Source organism: Ruminococcus sp. RTP21484sp1_RTP21281st1_A8_RTP21281_210402 (assembly GCF_040914025.1).
Taxonomy (GTDB): Bacteria; Bacillota; Clostridia; order Lachnospirales; family Lachnospiraceae; genus Blautia_A; species Blautia_A faecis.
The window spans coordinates 1-22,233 of sequence record NZ_JBCPGE010000033.1; the positions used below are offsets into that span (position 1 = coordinate 1).

Here is a 22,233-nt window from a genome sequence, read left to right on the forward strand (position 1 = left end):
CCATTATCAATACAATGTCCAACCCGAGACATGGATTGTCTCATTTCTTGTTTTACAAGTTTCTTTTTAAACATTTTGCTGGTATACTGGAATCCCCGATCTGAATGAAAAATCGGCTTTGCACAGGGGTTCAACGCAATTGCCTTATCAAAAGTTTTAAATACTAATTTATTATCATTTCTGGCACTAACAGCATATGACACAGGATATCTATCATACAGATCTATAATGGCACTTAAATACAACTTCTTTTTTTTACCTGGCACTTTAAATTCAGTCACATCAGTAGCCCATTTTTGATTGGGTGCAGTTGCGTAAAAATCTCTTTGTAATATATTTTGTGTTGTTTCATCTGCATTGGCATTCCTATATTTTTTCTTCTTTTTTCGTATAACGGAATGGATTCCCAGTTTTTTCATAATTCTGTGAACTCTATTTTTGCTGTACTTTGTTTGATTAAAATGATTGATCCAAGAAGTCATTCTCCGATACCCTAAGATATGACTAAAGCGTTCATCATACTCCTTAATGAGCTCTGCAAGTTTGATGTTTTCCATTTCATCCTCAGGTGTTTCACGGTGTAGCCATTTATAATAAGCAGCTCTTGCGACCTCCAAATGTTTACACATCCATCCAATACTCCAGTTTTTCTCTGTATGAAAATATTCTATCGCAAGATATTTTGATTCATGACGAACCTTACCCAGCCTCACATCCTTTCGAAGTCTTTCACTTTTTTTAACAATTCAACAACCATATCCTTTTCTTCCAGCTGACGCTTTAGTCGTAAGTTTTCACGTCTCAAACGTTCTAATTCATCTACTTCATCATCTGTTTTACGTTGACCGCGTCTGTCAGTTAATCCGGATTCCCCATCACTATCATATTTCTTTACCCAAGAATAGACCTGACCGTAAGAAACATTGAATTTTGTAGCTGTATTCTTATAGTCACGATTATGGTTGATGCAATAATTAACGATTTCTTTTCGTTCCTCAAGTGTTGTTTTTCTTCGTGCCTCTGCCATATAGACCTCCCGTTTTGGATTATAATCCTTGAACTCTCTATTGGCATTATACACCTTAATCCAACTTCGCAAAACAGAACGACTAGATATTGCATATTTAGCGATGATATCGTCAACAGTCCCTTCTCCATTTAGAACTGCTTCTACGCATCGGAGTTTAAACTCCTTTGAATAAGTTCTATTTCTATTCGATGGATGACAAAATGCAGCTATCCCATGAATTTGATATTCATTAATCCATCCTTTTAGTGTTGAATATCCTATACTGTATTTATCAGCAAGGAACTGAATAGAACCTATACCATCCAGATATTCCTGCGATACTTTAGCTCTAAACTCAGGTGAATGTTTTGATTTTGGCATGAAAAATACCTCCAAAGTAACAGATTTTTATATTTAATCTGTCTACTTTAGAGGTATCATATCACTAAAGCCAACGACTTTTTCTGTAAATAATATTGAAAAAACCATGGTAGGGTAGGAAGATTCCAGCTGTGATCAGCCATGTAGCCAGTGTAAACCAGTAGTGGCCAGTCGTTTCAAGCCCCAGGACAATCTGGCTTTTTCTATTCTGTACTGCAAGCTCCAGCATTCATGCTTTAGCTGCTTCAAAGCCCTCTGCCATGTCACTGAATTCAAATGCTTTTCTGCTTAATTCCCTTCCTCGGATGTCGATTGCCCTTATATAATGAGTTTCACTGCCTGATTTTCTACATTTGCTTGCTTTTTTGTCTTATTTGCTTTAACATTCATTTAAGATACCTCTTGTACTTTAGATTTTTACTAACTGCCCGGTCAGTAATAATCTAAATTTACTTGAGGTATTCTTTTTGGTCAATTCCTTTTACTCTTTAAAGTATACAGGACGCTCCTGGAAATTTATTTTCATATAAAACAACAGAGCTGTATATTACCTGTAATCTCAGAATATACCGCTCTGCTGTTTATACATTTATTCACTTTTGACTGTCAGATCTTTCCCCCATCTATATTTCTTATAATTTAGGTACACAACCGGGATCTTTACAATTTCATCCAGACTGATGATAAAGTAAACTGCAAGCACCGGAAGTTTCAGTACAAATGCAGCAATCACCCTAAGATACAGGGAACCTCTCCAGATCAAGACCAGGTCATTTGTAAAAATTCTCATCAGCATTCCCGAAAGCAGCAGTGCAGATAAGGTAAAGATTAGTGATATCACAGTTGTAACTTTCGTCACAAAGGCGAATATCATCTCTACTGCCAGAATATCTCCCTTGCCCCAGTACTGGACAGCTATAAGAGAAAGACCAATAGTCATAGCTTCTAGAAGCAGGCTGTGAATAAAAGTAACCTGTCCTGCCAGAGATACCGCTGACAGTGAATCCTAAGAAATTACGCCAAGCATCAGACGCACTGACAAGGGCTAGCATAAACTGTTGGAATGCTATGGGCATTACCAGACTTATAAGCTTTCTGGTAAATACCGGAGCTCTTTTATTTCTCATTTATTTTTGTCCATGCTTCCTCATCGAATTTACAGTCTTTAAAATAATATGGCCTGTCCGCATCAGTAATCTCACGAATCACGCGGCAAGGATTTCCAGCGGCACATACGTTGTCTGGAATATCCTTTGTAACCACGCTTCCCGCACCAATCACAACGTTGTTTCCAATCTTTACTCCTGGAAGGACACAGCAGCTTCCGCCAATCCACACATTATCCCCGATGGCGATAGAAATTCCATACTCAAATGCTGAATTCCGACTCTCCGGATGAATAGGATGTCCAGCTGTGTAAATACCTACATTTGGTCCAAACAATACGTTGTTTCCGATAGTAATTTTTCCCACATCCAGCATTACACAGTGAGTATTGGCATAAAAATTCTCCCCAACTTCAATATGGTTTCCGTATTCGCAGTAAAACGGCGGCTCAAAATATACATTTTCCTTATGTTTGATTCCTGCACGTTCCAGACATTCCATACCTTTTCCCAATTCAAAAGGCATTGTCTCATTATACTCCCTGATGGCTTTTTTGGTTTCTTTCTGCTGTGATGTAACTGCGTCATCGGCAATGTACGGCATTTCATGATCTCTTCTGTAAACGTTGTCCATTTTTTGATTCCCCACATATTTTATTCGAATGAAACAAGCAGCCAGTACCTTATAACTTTACAGACTTCTTACACTTCCCATGATGAAGTAAGAAAATCTATCTGCACATAATCCACTACTGCTTTTTTATACGGTGTGCGGATCCAGCACTCTGTTTGGTTTTCTTCCGGATACACGTTTGTTGTAATGCACTTTTCTCCATGATTTACATACACCTCAACACTGCTGTGATCAACCAAAATGCAAAGTTCCAGATAATTATCATGCAGCTCAAATGGACAGTTCATTCTGCCACCTTCATAGTGGTCTCCGTAGCTCTTATCCAGAGTAATAATCTTAGACAGAAAATCAATCTGAATTGCCGTATAACTGGATTCTTTTCCAAGGACACAAATCTCCAGATTTCTTGATTCAATCTTAGTAATATCTAATTTCAAAATTATACGATTACTTCTGTTTGGATCATCATATAACTTGATTGCTTTTTCACCAATTTCCATGTCTGTATAGGTAACAGTCTGCGAAATCAGAGATTCAACTTCCTTTACCGGATACATACACAAGTTGTTTTCACTATCCAATTGTACTTTACGCGGTACACTCAGACAGCCTCTCCAATTTTCCAGACTGGTTGGACCCCAGTCTATACACCAGGGCATCCACAGCCATCCATTCTGCCATGCAATCAACACTCTGTTTCCTTCTTTGTCTGTAAATGACTGTGGAGCATAATAATCAAATCCCACATCCATATTACCCATTTTTTCAATTGTGTAAATACAATTTTCAAAATCCATTGTTCCTACACAATAAAGAGATTTATTATAATCAGGATGATTCATAGGGGAACATGTAACTACCCATTTTCCATTCAGTTCAAACATATCCGGACATTCCATCATAGTTCCCAGTTTACCATTGGACTCCAGCACATTTCCCTTGTACTTCCAATTATAAAGATCATCCGATTCATACAGGCAAATACGGCCATCTCCATCAAAAGTAGCACTTCCTATGCAGCCACCAACAACCATATACCATTTTCCATTGTGTTTAAACACCTTCGGATCACGAAAATCATTGGAAAATCCCTGCGGTGGTTCTTTGATCACTGGATTATTTGGGTATTTTTCAAAAGTCATGCCGTCCTTCGACGTTGCAATGCACTGTGTCTGATGTACAACTCCGTCAATTTGCGTTGTTGCCGTGTAAAAAAGGAATAAGACACCATCTTTCTCTACAGCGCTTCCAGAGAAGCAGCCACCTTCTGGATGGCAGTCATACTCTTGATCCGGCTTTAATGCAACCGGCATATCCTTCCAGTGAATCATATCCTCACTGACAGCATGTCCCCAATGCATCGAATCCCATTTGCAGCTCTTAGGATTATACTGGTAAAAAAGATGATAAAGTCCTTTATAATATACTAGCCCATTGGGATCATTCATCCAGGAAACCGGCGGCGTAAAATGATATCTTTGCCGCCATTTCCCTTCAGTTTCTGATCTTTTAAGGGCTCTTTCAAGAGCCTGCTCCATAATTATTCTACCTTTACATCGTCAATATTTCCATACAATACGGTTACTTCTTTCTTGACTTCTCCCTTATCATCAATTGTCTGATGATAAGTTCCCCAGCCTTTTCCATTGATCCAGAATGTAGTATAGTCTTTTTCATTAATTACAGGTGCAAATGACATTGTCTTATTTACCATATCACAGCTATAGCCTGCCAGTGTTGGAATCAGAGAGTAACTGGACATTGGTCTGATATAATGATGGCCTGCTTCTGTCTCACTCCATGGGCATCTCTTATAACCGTCATAACGATCTCTGATAGCCTTGATAATTGTAAAGGCCTCTTCAATCATACCTTCTTTAATCATGGTTACAGCAACCTGGTATTCAACTCCGGTCCATACCTCGTCACAATATGCAAATGGGAATCTCGGTCTTCCACCTTTCGGCCAGGAGCAGAGAACCAGTCCAGCTTCATCATTCAATGCATATGTTCTCTGTACATTAGGAACATCATCCATGCATTCCTTGAAATTATATTTATAAATAGACTGCAAAGCTTTCTTTACATGTTCCTTTGGAAGCACATATCCAAGTCCTGCTGCCTGAGCCATGAACTGGCCAAGAAGCTGATCTGTAAGGCAGCCAATACCATACTGATAGCGATATGCATCTACGTCTTCAAGCTCCTGAATATAATATTCGCCGTTAAACAGCTTCTCATCAACTAATACAGAAGCCTTTTCATACAAAGCACGATATTTATCTGCAATATCCTGTTTGCCAAGATGTTCTGCCATTTCTACAACACCCTTGATAGCACCCAGATAAATGGTGTTTGTCATTGTATTTGGACCATAGAACTCAATGTCATATGTGACATGCATTTTTCCATCCAGAACACCGTCTCCATCTGTATCCCACTCTTTAATAGAGAATTCCAGTGCCTTCATCATATTGTCCCAGATGCCTTTGAGGAATTCATCATCACCAGTGTATTTCCACTCTCTGTAAATTCTGAGAATAGAACCAAATTCTCCGTCGCAGGCTGGAATCATATCCCATCTGCTTTCTCCCAGACATTTTCTTGCACGGAAAGGCATGCATCCATCATCATCCAGTTCTACGTTAAACTCTACATTACGCATTGTAATTTCAAGTTCCGGGAACAGATTTGCAACAGCAGTCGCATAGTTCCATACATGGTTAACATTTCCCTGTCCACATCCAACGTAGTCACGAATACCTTCCCATCCAAGGAAATTGCCATTTTCAATACGGAAGCAGCAATGGCTCTTCATTGACATAATATTTGAGGCAACTGCATCAATAACATATGCCGGAAGTGACGTATTAAATAATGCATTCTCAAAGTCTTTGGAGCTTCCTTCAAGATAGTCTTTCTTATTTACTACATATTTACTTACATCCCATGCATCCTTAAATAAAGTAGCATAATAGTTACGGATGATGTCATAACCACCATTTCTGTAACGCTCTAAATCAGCATCATACTCAATCCATCCCTTAGGACGATTTGGGAAATACCAGGAAATTAAAAATTCAAATTCTTTTTCCTCGTTTGGTTTGATTGTTTCAGAACAGCAGATAGAACTGATTCTCTCCTTCAGGTTTAAGAAGCTGAAGTCATAATGAGCAAGAAGGTCACATCCTTTTGCTTCAATTTCCTCTTCTTCTGTTAATTTTCCATCTTCAACAAAATCATCCCAGAAGTCCTGCGCGTTATCAGTCCACTGACCATGAAGCCATTTCTTTCTGCTGATTCCATTTTCATTTGTAGTTGCAATTGACATGGAACCAAATTTCATATCTTTCTCTGTAAGATTTTTAGCCTTATAATACCAGCCTTTTAATCCAGCTTCTTCACGATATTCATTTTCAACCTGATCTACCAGTTTAACATTATTGAAAACATCATATCCATCAAAACCAACTACATTCGCCATTGTACCAACAACAGACACATCAATAGGTTTGTTTGTCGGGTTAGACACTTTATATTTAATAATTGCTGTTGGAATACCAGAATTGTCTGCATCCAGTGGAATAAAAGGTGTATACGCTTCCATACGAACCTTTACCGGAACTTTACTGTCTTCCAAATCCACATAAACAAATGGCTGTTTTCCAACCATTTTGGATTTTTCAAATCTTGGAATTCCTGCTAACTCACCATTCAGAAATCCATGGGATTTATAAAATGGTGGTTTGATTTTAGATTCAAGAATTCTGCTTACTGGTTCTTCACCCTCTTCTTTTGTACGAATTGCAAAGAAAGAAAATGGTACAAACTGTCCTTTTCCAGGCCAGTTAAAAATTTCCCAATCTAATAACTGTCCTCTTGCACCTACTGCAATGTTTCCTGTTCCGATTCCACCAAGAAGAAATTTTGCCACGTTTGCATCTCCCTGATAAGAAATCTCTCCACCTGTTTCAAACAGCTCAACCTTGGAATGTAATAAATCTTTGTTCATGTCATTAACCTCCTGATATATTATTTATTATCCTTTCACTCCTACATGGGTCATACTCTTGACAATCCATTTCTGTCCAATCAGAAATACAATAAGAACTGGCAGAATAGCAAGAACTACTGCTGCAAATACTACATTGTCTCCTGTTGAGAACGGCTGTTTTATTGACAAAATTCCGACTGGAAGTGTAAGTTTCTCCGTATCATTGATCATAATAAATGTTGTAAAATAATCGTTCCAAGAATATGTAAACACAATAATTGCTAACGATGCCAATGTTGATTTCGCCATTGGCAGCATAATCGAAATAAATGTTCTTATCGGTCCCGCGCCATCAATTGCAGCTGCTTCATTCAATTCTTTAGGAACTCCCATAAAGAACTGTCTCATCATAAAGACTCCAAATGCACCTGCCAGACCGGGACAACTTGCACCGAAAATTGATGGAAGCGTAACTGCCCAGGATGTGTTAATCACTCCCAGCATCGTCATGATCTTATACAATGCTACAATCGTAACCTGAATCGGAACCATCATTGCAACCATCAGCAATGCAAACATAATATTTTTTCCTGGAAAATCAAACTTTGCATATGCATATCCTGCAATAGCACCATGCAAACTCATGCCAAGTGTAATAATCACACTTATCTTTAAGCTGTTCTTCATAAATACAAAAAACGGAATAGTATTTGAAAATAATTTTTTAAAATATCCTAATCTCATTTCTGTAAAAAATGGAGGCAGCCATTTAGGCGGTAATGAAGTTGCTTCACTATATGTTCTGAATGATGCTGAAAGCACCCAAAGAAATGGGGCAATCATCAAAAATGCTATGCCAAACATGATAATAGTCAGCAGGATATGGCTTACTTTTATTGTCTTTCCAAATAAATGTATTTTCTTATTCATAATGTACCCACCACCTGCTTCCTACAAATTGAAATACCGTTACAATACCAATAAGAATCAGAAGCATAATTGATAGTGCCGACGCCGTTCCATAATCAAACGATGTAAATCCCTTTTCAGCAATCAGCATAACCAAACTTCTTGATGAATCTCCCGGTCCTCCGTTCGTCAATACATAAATAGATTCATATATTCTCAGTGCGCCTGTTACATTCATAACAAGAACAAAAAATATCTGTGGTGACGCTACCGGAATAATTATCTTGAAAAAGCGCTGTACTACATTCGCACCATCAATGCTGGCAGCCTCCAAAAGTCCCTGGTCTACATTCTGTAATCCTGCTAATATCAAAAGCATTGACATGCCAGAGTTTTTCCAGATATCCAGAATCAAAACAGAAAGTTTAGAATAAGCCTGATCATTCAACCATCCAATTTTAGCGATTCCAAGTTGTCCCAGATAATAGTTGATAACCCCTGCATCTGTCTGAAAAAAGGCCTGCCATATGATTGCCACAAACGTTAGTGCTACTAATGATGGAAAGAAATAAACAGATCTAAAAAATACGGTTATTTTTTTTGGCAGAATATTATCAACCAGCACAGCAAGAATAAGTCCTATTGCTGTATTTCCCAGTGAACAACATATGGTGTACCATAAAGTATTTTTCAGAGCAGTTAAAGATCTGATATCTGTAAATATTTTTTTATAGTTTTCCAGCCCTATAAAAGTACTGGCACCGGTAAACACGTTGTATTTGTGAAACGAAATTACAATTACCCATATAATTGGAATGAGTACAAAGCACATAAAGCCAATAAATGATGGAAGTGTAAAAAGATACGCTGCTTTTAACTCTTTTTTATCCCATTTATGTCTGTTTTTCTTCTTATTCACCGATTTTTTCCTCCTTTACGGATAAAACGGTCTTACAGTATGCCAGGAGGATAAATCCCTCCTGGCCATATCTTTTACTGAATTGCGCTCTCAATCTGAGCCTGCGCTTCATCCATTGCTGCCTGAGGTTCTTTCGCTCCAGAGAACACCTCCTCCAACTCACGTAAGAAAGTCTGCTCAAGATCTCCGAAATAACTTGGAGCCGCAATTGGATCTGCAATTGTAACTGCTTTCCAGATTCCCATAATATTATCAGGGCATGTTCCCATAATATCTGTAGATGTTGCCAATGCTTCTGTTGGCGGTACCTGCTGGCCACCTGCTGCAACAGCTGTTAATGTTTCATCAGATACCATTTCTTTTAACAGCTCAATTGCAAGATCCTGATGCTCTGTTGTGAAACCAATGCACCATGCAGATCCTCCATATACAGAACCGTCTTTCTCTTTTACCGGCCACTGAACGCAATCAAAATCATCATTTGTTAATCCTGCATCCTGCCAGGTATTTAATACCCAACGACCAGCACCAACCATAGCAACCTGATTATTTGCAAACATGGAGTATCCGTCTGAGCTGATTGGTTCTGGACAAATACCATCTTTATACATACCATTTAAGAAATCTACTGCTTCCACAATACCTTCACTGTTAACAGTAGGTGTCTCGCCATCCTCACCAACTAATGCTGCATTGTTAGTTGACCACCACGGTGTAAGCTGGAAATAAGTGCATGGGAAACAAAATCCGTAAACACCATCCTTGGTAAGCTTCTCAGCAGTTTCTCTGAACTGATCCCATGTCCATCCATCCTGTGGATACTCTAAACCAGCATCATCAAACATATGCTTATTATAATAAACTACCATTGTCTGAGTTCCGTTCGGGAGACCATACAGAGAATCATTTACAGTAAAACCTTCAAGTAAAGATGGTGCATACTGATCTTTCTTAGCCGTAAGTTCTTCATCATCTGTAATAATGTCATCAAGTGGTACCAGTAAATCATTACTTACAGCCATATTAACAGCTTCCAGACCAAGGCTGATTACATCCGGAGCTTCTCCTGAAGTACACATGGTAATCCACTTCTGAATAAAGTCTGACCATGACTCAACCGGTACACAAGTCTGTTCCACCTTTACATTTGGATTTTCCTCATTAAAACGAGCAATGGCATCATTTGCAATCTTTTCCTCATCAGTATTTCCCCAGTTTAATACTCTAAGAGTCACTTCATCTTCTGCATGAACAATAGTAGCTGCTGACATAGACATTGTTGCTATAAGACTTAATGCAATCGCTTTTTTCATCATTTTTCTCATTCTAAAACCTCCATACCTTAACGTGGAAAGGTTTCCACATTTGTGTTTTAAAAAGAATTTCCTTTCAGAAATCCTTAGCTCCAATACATTATTTGATACGAGTTACCTAGATGTGCGCTCATCCTTTATGGTTACGAGTATATACTCTGCTCTTATTTTTGTCAATAGTTTTATATGGAATCCGTTCCATTTTTATATTTTTTATTTATTTTGCACAAATTCAATTAGGATAAATTGTAACACTTTCTTCCACGTTTTATTCTTTATCATCTGTCGTATCTCCCAGAAGTAACGTAGGCTCATAAAACACTTTTTTATTATGATACTTTTTCCCCTGTATCATATTAAGCAAAATATTAACTGCACGTTTTGCCAGCTCCTCAATAGGCTGCTGTACAACAGTCAGGTTCATAACTCCAACTTTCGCTACATAAGTTCCATCATAAGCTACTACCTTTACATCTCTTGGAACTTTTTTCTTGCGTTTTAATAGCTGTCTTATACATGCAATTGCTACCATATCCACTGCAAAAATCCCATCAATATCCGGATACTTATCCATAAGCATATCTGCCATTACATCATACTGTCCATAATCAAAATCATTCCAGTCCATTTCATGGGAATAAACAGTCACACCACGTTTTTTCATGTATCGCTCAAACTCATAATGCCTTTCATGTGACGGAGAATCAACTACTCGAGCGCCTTGAATCTGTAACACACAACGACAATTATTTCTAACCAATTCCTCTGCCGCCAATTTTCCGCCAATCTTATGATTTGTTGAAACAACAGGAATATTTTCACCCAAAAAACGATCCAACGCAACAATGGGTCCCTGCACACCTTGATATTCCTCAAAATCCAGCATATGGCTTCCTGCTATGATCCCATCCACAATATGTCTGTTCAACATATTAATGTATTCTTTTTCGTAGTTCTGCTCACTGTAGGTACTACAGATCATTGTCTTATATCCCTTTTTCATTAGTTCTGCTTCAGCATATAAAACTACCTCTGCAAAAAACGGATGTGATATTTTGGGAATAATAATTGCGACAATTCCACTTTTCTTACTTAACAAATTTCTTGCAAGTTCATTTGGAATATAATTTAATTCTTTCATTGCGGTCTCTACTTTAATTCGTGTCTCATCCGATACATACCCTGTAGAATTTAAAACCCTCGATACCGTACCAACACCAACTCCAGCCTTCTGTGCTACTTCTTTTATACTAGCCAAACAATCGCCTCCTTCACTTTCATACAAACTATTTTTCTTCCTGTTATTATGTTGTATTTCTTATTGTATGTAGCAACAGTATATCATTTGCCATTTTACATTACAATCTTTTTTGGATGTTTTTTACAAAATTAAAGTCTTAAAATTCATTTTATGCAATAATTTACACAGTTTATTTCAATTAATTTTTATCAAAATGAAAATTGGATAAAAAATTGAACATCGAGAAAGTCACAAACAATCGAGGCTGTCCGTTCACACTCCTGACAGCCTCGATCAATATACATTTTTATATCTTATATTTCAAAATTTATACTCTTCAATCATACATTCATGTAATTTTGTTTTCTTATTGTAATTCACTCCAACCAGAAGTGCATTTCCAGCATATTCTTCCAGACTTCTGCAATATTCTTTTCTTTTAATCTGGCTGATTGCCCCATCTGCACTCTTGTCCCATTTCAGCTCTACCACAAGTGCCGGTTTATCCTGAAATTTCTTACGTGGAATAAATACAATATCCGCAAATCCCTTTCCGCCAGCCAATTCCCTGTGCATTGTATAAAAATTCCTTGCAGCATATAAAGCAAGAGAAATCGTATAACTCAAGGCGTTTTCATCATTATACTGAATATGAGACGTTTCAAAATGAGCCAGTTGTATTCCTTCCGCAACCTGTTGTGGCCGTCTCTGCCAGATTGCATTTAACGTGTCAGCAGATTGCTTCAGCGCAATTGATACCTCGCCCCAGTCCGATGCAGCTACACTGTTAACATACTCATTTCGCACTTCATTATTCGGAATCTTCACCACCTTATTCTCCGAATCATAAGCCAGATACCCCAGATGAATCAACAATGTCAATACATCATCCTCTGTTCGGAAGGTTGTCATATCGTTGGTAAAGCTTCCCGTATTAACCGGAATCCTTTCCCCTGCAATCATGCTCAAAACATCATCCTTCAGGCCATCAAAATTCATATCAATATAAACCTGCAGGGCCTCGAATGTTTCCGTCTGATTCCAGTAATTCTCTATTTTTCCGAAGAGCATACTGTTTACAACAGAACGCGGACTATAAACAGATGCCGCCATAGAAAATGAATATCCATCATACCAGGCTTTTACTTCTTCCATATCCATCCTGTATTTATGGCACAGATATTCCACTTCCACCTCAGTAAAACCCACATACGGTGCAAGAGGGCCTGGATTTATCATGGAAAATTCATCAAACATATTTAATGCAGAATGGGTTCCATATTTCTTTATTGGCAAAATACCCGTCATATACGCTAAGTGAATACATGCCTTATCCTTCAGCAAGTCTCTCAGGAAATCCAGGTATTTCTCCTGTGCTTCCTTATTCTGCCTGAACTCCCTGAAAATACAGTCCCACTCATCTATAATAACAACAAATGGACACTTCTCAGTCTCATAAATATCCTGCATGGATTCCACCAGATCCGTATCGTCAAAATAATCCACATCCGGATATTCTCGCTTCAGATCCCGCAAAACAAGTTTTTTTACCCGGTCAACCAATGCTTCAACACTATCGCTTCTACTCAGAAACTCCTGCATATTCAAAAAAATGGTATTATACTTATTTCTGTACTTTTCAAAATCAGGACTCTCGGATATTTCAAATTTGGAAAATATTTCTCTGGAATCACAGCCTCTGCTGTAATATGCCGTAAGCATATTCGCAGCCATGGATTTTCCAAACCTCCGCGGGCGGCTGACGCAGACATATCCCTGCACTGTATTCATTACCCGATTCGTGTATCCGACCAAACCAGTTTTATCTACGTAGATTTCAGAATTTACGCTTTTTTCAAAGCTCTCCATTCCCGGATTCAGATATCTGCCCATGGTTACCTCCTGTGTCCTTATCCGTTTCCATATTCTTATAGCGTAAGTATATAACATTTTTTTGCTTTTGACTACCTTAGAGCCTGTTTGAAAAGGATTTTCGCAAGATGTGCGCCACACTTTGATCTCCATTCTCTTTTTAGAATGTGTTTGAGAAAGGGTTCGTCTATAAACTTCATTTCGCAAAGTTTAATTACACCATCTTTTCTGATATCTTGTTGCCGTAAACATTAAAACAATATTACAATTATTCTTTCACACTATTCTTGCCAACCGGCGACAGCACTATTAAAGAAGCCAAAAATACAGGCGGTACTCACCTTTCCTGAATACCAGCCTGCATTTTCCGAGGTTTTTTCAAAATTTTATAGCAATTTCTATCTTCAACTTAATTTATTAACCGCTTCTGCCAGTTTCAGATACTCCTGGTAATGTTTCTTATACCAGTCTTTCTTCTCAGAATCCGGTTTGCAAATCTTAATACATTTCGCTGCCATATGCTCTGCTGCCACTTCCAATGTCTCGTAAATTCCAGCTCCCACAGCGGCATACATAGCGGCTCCCTGTGCACATGTCTGGTCACTGTCCAGAATGTGTATCTCACGTCCGCTTAAGTCAGACAACATCTGCATAACATAAGGTGATTTCTTGGAAATTCCACCTACCGCGATCACCTTTTCAATATCAATTTCCTGTTTCTCGAAACCTTCAATCAGACGGTACAGACCACATACGGCTCCAAACACAAGACTGCGGTAGAGATACGGCGCATCCATTCCCAGCGATAATCCGGAAATGGCAGATCTCTGGAAATCGTCTGTATTTGGATAACGGCGCCCATTAAACCAGTCCAGTGCAATTGGGAATGGCTCTTCCGGAAGTTCTTCCGCCTTCTTCTGCAGCATAATCAAAATCCGATCTTCGACTTTTTTGTATAGTTCATCTGAAATACCAGAATTCTCATCAGCTGCAAGTTCTGCCAGCGGCCACTCCAACAGCCTCTTAAACCATGCAAATATATCTCCAAAAGCCGCCTGTCCGGTCTCCACGCCTACGTATCCAGGCAAAATGGAATTCTCAGCCTGTCCACAGTACGCCTGAATATCTTTTCCCTTCAGGTTCTCCGGCTTCTCCACGAACATATCCACACAAGAAGTTCCCATCGTACATACAAAAGTCTTCTTCTGAATACCAGCACCCACAGCGCCTGCATGAGCATCAAAAGAGCTTCCTGAAATCACAGTACTCTCTTTTAATCCCAGTTTCTTAGCCCATTCCGGACAAAGAGTTCCAACCTTCACAGTAGACGGCTGCGGTGCATTTCCATACCGCTCGCGAACCTGTACCAGATACGGATCTAGCTGTTCCAGAACAGAAGCTGCCGGCAGACCGTTCCACTCGCTGTGCCACAAAGCCTTATGACCAGCTGCACACGCACTGTGGTAAATTTTCTCCGGTCTTGTTTCCCCGCAAAGAATACCAGTCATCCAGTCACAATGCTCCTCCCAGGTATAAGCTGCCTGGCGGATTGCTTCATCATGTCTCACTGCATAAAGGATTTTTGCCCAGTACCATTCCGCACTGTAATCTCCCTGGTATTTGGTATAGTCATTCTCACTGTTGTTTCTGAATAACTTGTTTATCTCGTCCGCCTCAGCAGCTGCAGCGTGATCCTTCCAGAGGAAAAACATGGCGTTTTCATTCTCTGCAAACTCATCAAGCAGCGCCAGCGGAGTTCCATTTTTATCTACCGGAACCGGAGTGGAACCAGTAGTGTCCACTCCAATTCCAATCACATGATCTTTCTGCTCTTCGGTAAGCTCTGCCAGTGCTGTCGTAATGCATTTTTCCAAAGATTCCAGATAATCTAATGGATGCTGGCGGAAAATGCTGTGCTCCGGATGCTGATAGAGTCCAGCTTTCCAACGTGGATAACAGGCAACACCCTGTCCAACATTTTCCCCAGTCTCTGTATTTACAATAAGCACACGAACAGAATCACTTCCGAAGTCAACTCCAATTACATAACTTTCTGCCATTTGCTTAACCGTTTCTTTCCTGTAATTATTTTCTGGAAATTGCTTTCTTTGCTTTCTCAGCAATATTCTCAGGGGTTAATCCGTAATGTTTCAGCAGTTCTGCCGGAGAAGCGGAATGTCCAAATGTATCCTGAACTCCAACAAACTCAGTCGGAATACTCTTGTTCTGAACCAGAACTTCTGCAACAGCTGCTCCAAGTCCGCCGATCACATTGTGCTCTTCTGCTGTAACAATTGCACCGGTCTCTTCTGCTGCTTTGAGAATGATATCACGGTCAATCGGTTTAATTGTATGCATATCAATAACTCTTGCACTGATTCCCTCAGCCTCCAGAAGTTTCTGTGCTTTCAGAGCTTCCTGAACCATAAGGCCACATGCAATGATTGTAACGTCTTTACCATCTTTCAGCTGTACGCCTTTGCCAATCTCGAATGAGTAATTCTCAATTGTATCAGTTACACACTCAACTGCCGGACGCCCTGTACGGAAATAGCATGGTCCCTGGAAATCAAGCATAGCCTTTGTTGCAAGACGAGTCTCATTTGCGTCACATGGAACAATTACAGTCATTCCCGGAATTGTACGCATAAGGCTGATGTCCTCAAGAGCCTGATGGGTTGCACCATCCTCACCAACTGTAAGGCCAGCGTGGCTTCCTACTACCTTTACATTTAATCCTGGATAGCAGACATTGTTTCTTACCTGGTCATAAACACGGCCTGCTGCAAAAATAGCGAATGTATGTACCAGAGCAGTTGCTCCACATGTTGCAAAACCAGCTGCAACATCTACCATGTTTGCCTCAGCAATACCGATGTTGTAAAAACGTTCCGGATATTTCTCTGAAAAATAAAGTGTCATGGTGCATTTCTTTAAGTCTGCGTCAAATACATAGATGTTCTCATCTGCACCAAATTCAGCTAATGCACGTCCATATGCTACTCTTGTTGAAATATTCTCTCCCATTTTATCAGTCCTCCAGTTCCGCAAGTCTAGCATCCAATTCAGCAAAACATGCCGGCCACTGTTCCGGTTTTGGCTGTCCGCCGTGGAAGTCAACATTATTTTCAAATAAGGAAACGCCTTTGCCTTTAATAGTATGTGCTACGATTGCAGTAGGTTTTCCGGTTACTACAGAAGCAAGCTCTACAGCGTCTGCGATCTGCTCTACATCATGTCCGTCGATTTCGATCACATTCCAGCCAAATGCTTTGAATTTGTCACCGATCGGGTATGGAGACATAACTTCTTCCAGAGAGCCATCCAGCTGAAGATTGTTATTATCTACAAATGCGATCAGATTATCAGCTTTATAGAAGCCTGCACACATAGCAGCTTCCCAAACCTGGCCTTCCTGAATTTCACCATCTCCCATGATACAGAATACACGGTTTCCAGTCTTATTTGCTTTTGCATACATAGCCATTCCAAGAGCCGTGGAAAGTCCCTGTCCAAGAGAACCCGCAGACATATCAACACCTGGCACATGAATCTCTACATGTCCGGAAAGATCACTGTCCAGTTTACGGAATGTAGAAAGATGTTCTACCGGGAAAAATCCCTTGAGAGCTAATGTTGCATACATTGCCGGTGAGCAGTGTCCTTTGGAAAGAACAAGTCTGTCACGGTCTGGCTTGTCCGGGTTTGCCGGATCTACATTCATTTTGTCGAAATACAGTACTGACATAATATCACAGATGGAGAAAGATCCTCCAATATGTCCGGAACCTGCAGTCTGGATTGTCTGCAAAGCTGTTTTACGAATTTTTGCAGCCCATAACTCCAACTCTTTTTTCTTCTTGCTGTCCATTTGTTTAGTCTCCTTTTTGAATTTATATGATTATTTTGCTGCGTTCTGTTTTTTCTGTTTCACCATATCAACATAAACTGCTGCGATGATGATAATTCCCTTTAATACAAACTGCCAATAAGAGTTGACATGCATTAAGTTTAATCCATTTGAAATAAGTCCGATGATCAGAACACCGATCAGAAGTCCACCTACAGAACCTGTACCACCGAAGAAAGAGGTTCCACCAAGTACCGCTGCTGCAATCGCATCTGTCTCATAACCTTCGCCTGTGGATGGCTGTCCGGAAGCAAGACGGGAAGCAAGAACTACACCGCAGAAGCCAGCAAGCGCACCACTGATTGTCCATACAAGAATTTTAATCTTCTTTACATTAATACCGGAGAAACGAGCGGATACTTCGTTTCCACCAACTGCATAGATATGACGTCCTGTCTGGGTTTTATTAAGGAAGAAATAGTCCAGGATCAGGAAAATGATCATATATACAACTGGAAGCGGAACTGGTCCAAGAGAACCCTGTCCGATTTTTGCGAAACCATCGTTACCATAAGCTGTTACAGGAGATCCGTTTGCTACCAGATAAGCAGTACCACGACAGAGGGACTGCATTGCCAGTGTTACAACGAATGGATGGATTCCTGTGTAAGCAACAATTACACCATTCAGTAAACCGATTACAACACCAATCAGAATACCCATAAGAACAGCAAGCTGTACCGGGAATCCCCACCACTGGAAAGCTGCAACGGTCATAACACCACTCAACGCTGCAAGTGCACCACCGGTCAGGTCAATACCAGCAAGGATGATTGCCATCTGAACACCGATTGCAAGGAAGCAGTTTGTTGCACATGTTCTTAACAGGTTAAGAATGTTTTTCTGTGTCAAAAAGTTATTTCCAAAGATGGAAAAGATTACGCAAAGAATTGCTAAGCCTAATAAGATTCCCCAGTTCTGGGAAAAATAGTTTTTTACAGCCCGGCCTACGTAGCTCTGTGATTTTTTATTATTCATTGTTGGATACCCCCATAGCGTACTTCAAAATCCGTTCCTGATCATACTCATCGTGACTTAACTCACCCATGATGTGACCTTCTCTCATGATCATCATTCGGTCACTCATGTTCATTACTTCAGGCATCTCTGAAGAAATCAGAATGATTGCCAGTCCCTGTTTCGCCAGGTTGTTGATGATGGTATAAATCTCTGCTTTTGCACCGACATCAATTCCTCGAGTCGGCTCATCCAGGATCAGAATCTTCGGATCAGTAGCCAGCCATTTCGCCAGCAGTACTTTCTGCTGATTTCCACCAGAAAGAGTAGAACAGTTTACAAGAGATGAAGGAGTCTTAATGTGAAGTTTCTCGATTCCGTCCTCTGTGATCTCATCTTCTTTTCGGGTATTTACTACCAGATTCTTAATGAAACGATCCAGTACAGCAAGTGTAGTATTGAACTTGATGGTATTGTTTAACAAAAGACCTTCTGTCTTTCTACTCTCTGGAACAAGGGCAATACCATGTTTCTGCATGTACGCCGGATCATGTTTCTTTGTTTTTTCTCCGTTCAGATAAATCTCTCCGGAATCCATAGGATCAAGTCCCATGATTGCTTTCATAAGCTCAGATCTTCCGGCCCCTACCAGTCCGTAGAAACCAAGTATCTCTCCGCTTCTTACCTGGAAGCTGCAGTCGATTGCTCTTTTTCCTGCATTAATGTTCTTAACTTCCATCATGATGTCGCCTGGTTTATTATAAGTACGAACATAGTAGTTACCCAGGTCCCGACCTACCATCAGGGAAATCAGCTCACTCTCTGAACATTCAGCTGACTGACGTTCTCCCATAAATTCTCCATCTCGCATAATGGTAACTGCATCACAAAGCTGGAATACCTCTGCCATCTTATGTGTGATGAAGATAATGCCCATTCCCTGTTTCTTAAGGTCTCGTACTGTATCAAACAACACATCTACCTCTTTTTCAGAAAGAGAAGATGTCGGTTCATCCAAAATTAAAATCTTCGCATTCAGTGAAAATGATTTTGCAATTTCCACCATCTGCTGCTGTCCAATAGAAAGTCTTCCTACAAATTCATTTGGGTCTACATCAAGACCAACTCTCTCAAGAAATGGTCTTGCGGCTTCTGCCATTTTATCTTTACTTACCATACCAAAAGAGTTCTTCATCTCTCTTCCAAGAAAGATGTTCTCTGCAATTGTAAGATATGGCTCCAGCGCAAGTTCCTGATGGATAAATGCAACTCCCAGAGCCTGAGATTCATGAATTGAATGGATTGCTACTTTTTTTCCTTCAATATAAATGTCTCCTGAATCAGCCGGAAAAACACCGCCCAGAACATTCATCAGTGTGGATTTACCGGCTCCGTTCTCACCCATAAATCCCATAACCTCTCCGGCGTGAACTGTGATTGCTGCATTATTCAACGCTTTAACACCGGGGAAAGTTTTTACTATGTTTTCCATACGTAAAAGTTCTTTTTGCATATTTGTGCTCCTCTGAAAAACTGCCAGAGATTTCACTCTCTGGCAGCCAGTTTTCATTCCTGTCTTCCGATATTTCGAGACAATAACGGATTATGGATTACTGCCAATCTGTTACATCGAAATCAGCAATATTGTCTTTGTTGATCAGAACTACGTCTACAGTCTGGTCATGCTCTACTTCTTTACCTTCCAGAGTATCGATTGCTGCGTCAAGAGCTTTCTGTCCGATTACAGATGGCTGCTGAGCTGCAGAAGCTGTAGCAGAACCGTCAGCAACATATCCCATGAAGTCCGGGTTACCATCAACACCATAGATCAGGATGTCATCTTTGCCTGCTGCCTGAGCGGCCTGTACACATCCAAGAGCGCCCATATCATTGATGCAGAAGAATGCTGCAAGGTCATCATCAGCTGTTAAAACATCTTCTGCTGCTGTCATTGTCTTAGCTGTGTCACCTTCTGTATCTGTTGTAGATACGATTTCGAAGTAATCACCAACTGTATCAAGGAAGCCCTGCTCACGCTGTACACAAGCTGTTCCGGATGGCTGATCCATAACTGCGATCTTGGAACCCTCGTCCAGTTTGCTCATCATATCTTTTGCACACTCAACACCTGCTTTGTAGTTATCGGAAGCGATAATACTAACAACTTTGTCGGATGCATCAACTGCTGTGTCTACGTTGATAACCGGGATTCCAGCATCTTCGCAAGCCTGAAGAGCCTCTGTTACTGCTGTACAATCCATAGGAGCAAGGATGATCGCATCAACTTCCTGAGCGATTAAGTCGTTTACGTAGTTGTTCATGGTTGCCTGATCGCTGTTTGCATCAACTGTTACAAGCTGGGAATCAACGTCCATTCCTTTTGCTTCCATCTCTTCTTTGATACCGCCAAGCATTGCGGTCCAGAATGGGTTGTTCATTGTGGTCGGTACATATGCGATTGTGTAGTCGTTTCCAGCTGCATCATCAGATGCATCGTCTGCAAATACAGTTGCGCTTCCCATTGTTGTCATTGCCATTGCCAGTACCATTGCTAATGCGAGATTTCTTTTTTTCATTTCGATTCTTCTCCTTTTTTTACGTTTCTGCTCATTTATTTTATCTTCTGATTATAACTTTTCGAAAAGATGTTCATGGACTCCGGATTCCATTAGCAGGTTCCCATATTTTGTTATAATCAGATGATCAGTACATGTTTCACTGCCCGATTTCAGGCTGGTTTCCACCGCGCATCCTTAGCGCTTCGGATCAGATCAAATATATTATCTCTTCTGCAGAGATTATCAAATGTATAGTAAAATCCACCCAACAGGAAAGATTCCTGACTGATTTTTGAATATCTTATAGAAGCATTTTCTTCCACAAATGCAGGTACAAAATTTCGAATAGCCTCCCGGATTTTGTTTACAAAATCTTTTGTATCCGGATAATCAGGTCCAATAATGATGCAATCTGGATTGATCAGATAGATAATATTGGCAATTCCATATCCCAGCATCCAGGCTACTTTATGTACTGCCCATGTGGCCAGCGCATCCCCTTTCCGGTATGCATCAAATACATCCAGATATGTACTTTTCTCATTTAAAATAGTGTCTGGAAATTCGAATAACCTTTCTTTCACATATCGCGCCGCGCTTTCTGAACCTGCACAATATTCAAAGGTTCCTTTATTTCCCCTTGCCTGGTTATAATTGATTCCCATGTAACCACCTTCACCGGCAAGCCCCAAATGACCATTCATAATATTCCCATTTACAACACATCCAGTACCAATACCAAATCCTCTGGATCGTACCACTACCAGACTTCCCCGCTCCTGACCTTTGATTTCCTCTGCACATCTCCATTCTGCGTAAGCGGAAAGTTTGGCGTCATGCTTGATCATAACCTTTCTGCCAAGTGCTTTTTCAAGTTCAGCTTTCACATTGATCTGGCTCAGCTCTTCGAATTCGGAAACCATGAAGATTTCTTCGTTCTTCTCCGGTCTGTTGATAAACAGTCCAGGCACTGCCAGACAAATTCCTAGGATACGGTTATTTCCATATTCATTTGCCATTTTCACCGCATCGGCTTTCAGGTTTTCAACAATTTCCCGGAAGCCATTCTCTTTTTGAAAATTGCAGCAGCTGTGTTTGATCATATTGCCGCTAAGATCAAAAATCGCCAACTGGTAATCCTTACGGGTAATTCCTATGGACATTGTATAAATGTCATCCAGTTTCAAATTAAGCTTCTCACCTCTTCGTCCAGCGGCAGTCTCACCATTTACTTCAACAATCCCCATTTCAAAAAACTCATTGATAATGTTGGTGATCGTTGCTTTCTGCAGGTTTAACTCTACGGCTAACTCTGCTCTGGTCATCATGCCTTTCTCCTGAAGAGTTTTAAAAACAAGGATCCGATTGTTCTTCTGCATCTCCATGCTATTCATTCCACGTCTCATTGCTGTCCCTACCTTTTGTGTTTTT

18 protein-coding genes are annotated in these 22,233 nt (G+C 40.2%); all 18 read right to left on the reverse strand.

Features of this window, described 5'->3' with window-relative positions; translation table 11 throughout:
• The coding region (locus AB5170_RS15075; RefSeq protein WP_368365094.1) for an IS3 family transposase at positions 1-713 on the reverse strand (713 nt) is incomplete at its 3' end.
• Complete coding sequence (locus AB5170_RS15080) at positions 710-1,390, reverse strand: helix-turn-helix domain-containing protein (protein ID WP_173717586.1); 681 nt, start codon at positions 1,388-1,390, stop codon at positions 710-712. The genes AB5170_RS15080 and AB5170_RS15075, both read right to left, overlap by 4 nt.
• 589 nt (positions 1,391-1,979) lie before the next feature.
• The gene (locus tag AB5170_RS15085; protein WP_294424195.1) at positions 1,980-2,390 is read right to left on the reverse strand and encodes an MATE family efflux transporter; all 411 of its coding nucleotides are present in this window, start codon (positions 2,388-2,390) and stop codon (positions 1,980-1,982) included.
• 116 nt (positions 2,391-2,506) lie between these two features.
• Complete coding sequence (locus tag AB5170_RS15090; protein ID WP_368361742.1) at positions 2,507-3,130, reverse strand: sugar O-acetyltransferase; 624 nt, start codon at positions 3,128-3,130, stop codon at positions 2,507-2,509.
• 68 nt (positions 3,131-3,198) lie between these two features.
• Positions 3,199-4,668: a glycoside hydrolase family 32 protein gene (locus AB5170_RS15095; protein WP_118577864.1), complete on the reverse strand. Its 1,470-nt coding sequence runs from the start codon at positions 4,666-4,668 to the stop codon at positions 3,199-3,201.
• Positions 4,669-4,670: 2 nt separating this feature from the next.
• Positions 4,671-7,142, reverse strand: a complete 2,472-nt coding sequence (locus AB5170_RS15100) for a GH116 family glycosyl-hydrolase (protein ID WP_294424080.1) — start codon at positions 7,140-7,142, stop codon at positions 4,671-4,673.
• A 27-nt stretch (positions 7,143-7,169) separates the two neighbouring features.
• A complete protein-coding gene (locus AB5170_RS15105) occupies positions 7,170-8,054 on the reverse strand; it encodes a carbohydrate ABC transporter permease (protein ID WP_294424079.1) in 885 nt (294 codons plus the stop codon).
• Positions 8,047-8,952: a carbohydrate ABC transporter permease gene (locus AB5170_RS15110; protein ID WP_294424077.1), complete on the reverse strand. Its 906-nt coding sequence runs from the start codon at positions 8,950-8,952 to the stop codon at positions 8,047-8,049. The genes AB5170_RS15105 and AB5170_RS15110 overlap by 8 nt, the downstream gene beginning before the upstream one ends.
• A gap of 74 nt (positions 8,953-9,026) precedes the next feature.
• Entirely contained in the window at positions 9,027-10,277 is a 1,251-nt protein-coding gene (locus AB5170_RS15115; RefSeq protein ID WP_368361741.1) for a sugar ABC transporter substrate-binding protein, read from the reverse strand.
• Positions 10,278-10,533: 256 nt separating this feature from the next.
• Positions 10,534-11,523 (reverse strand): LacI family DNA-binding transcriptional regulator, encoded by a 990-nt coding sequence (locus tag AB5170_RS15120; protein ID WP_118577957.1) that lies wholly within the window; start codon positions 11,521-11,523, stop codon positions 10,534-10,536.
• 303 nt (positions 11,524-11,826) lie between these two features.
• Entirely contained in the window at positions 11,827-13,398 is a 1,572-nt protein-coding gene (locus AB5170_RS15125; protein ID WP_148463100.1) for an AAA family ATPase, read from the reverse strand.
• Positions 13,399-13,781: 383 nt separating this feature from the next.
• Positions 13,782-15,437: a ribulokinase gene (locus tag AB5170_RS15130; RefSeq protein ID WP_148463101.1), complete on the reverse strand. Its 1,656-nt coding sequence runs from the start codon at positions 15,435-15,437 to the stop codon at positions 13,782-13,784.
• Positions 15,438-15,462: 25 nt separating this feature from the next.
• Positions 15,463-16,404, reverse strand: coding sequence for a transketolase family protein (locus AB5170_RS15135; protein ID WP_148463102.1), 942 nt, complete (start codon positions 16,402-16,404; stop codon positions 15,463-15,465).
• A 4-nt stretch (positions 16,405-16,408) separates the two neighbouring features.
• On the reverse strand, positions 16,409-17,248 hold the full coding sequence (locus AB5170_RS15140) for a transketolase (RefSeq protein WP_148463103.1): 840 nt from the start codon (positions 17,246-17,248) through the stop codon (positions 16,409-16,411).
• Between the two features lie 30 nt (positions 17,249-17,278).
• Positions 17,279-18,265: an ABC transporter permease gene (locus tag AB5170_RS15145; protein WP_148463104.1), complete on the reverse strand. Its 987-nt coding sequence runs from the start codon at positions 18,263-18,265 to the stop codon at positions 17,279-17,281.
• A complete protein-coding gene (locus AB5170_RS15150) occupies positions 18,258-19,757 on the reverse strand; it encodes a sugar ABC transporter ATP-binding protein (RefSeq protein WP_148463105.1) in 1,500 nt (499 codons plus the stop codon). Before AB5170_RS15150 ends, AB5170_RS15145 begins: the two co-directional genes overlap by 8 nt.
• Before the next feature lie 97 nt (positions 19,758-19,854).
• Positions 19,855-20,820 (reverse strand): substrate-binding domain-containing protein, encoded by a 966-nt coding sequence (locus AB5170_RS15155; RefSeq protein ID WP_148463106.1) that lies wholly within the window; start codon positions 20,818-20,820, stop codon positions 19,855-19,857.
• 152 nt (positions 20,821-20,972) lie between these two features.
• Positions 20,973-22,208, reverse strand: a complete 1,236-nt coding sequence (locus tag AB5170_RS15160; protein ID WP_148463107.1) for an ROK family transcriptional regulator — start codon at positions 22,206-22,208, stop codon at positions 20,973-20,975.
• Between the last annotated feature and the right edge of the window lie 25 nt (positions 22,209-22,233).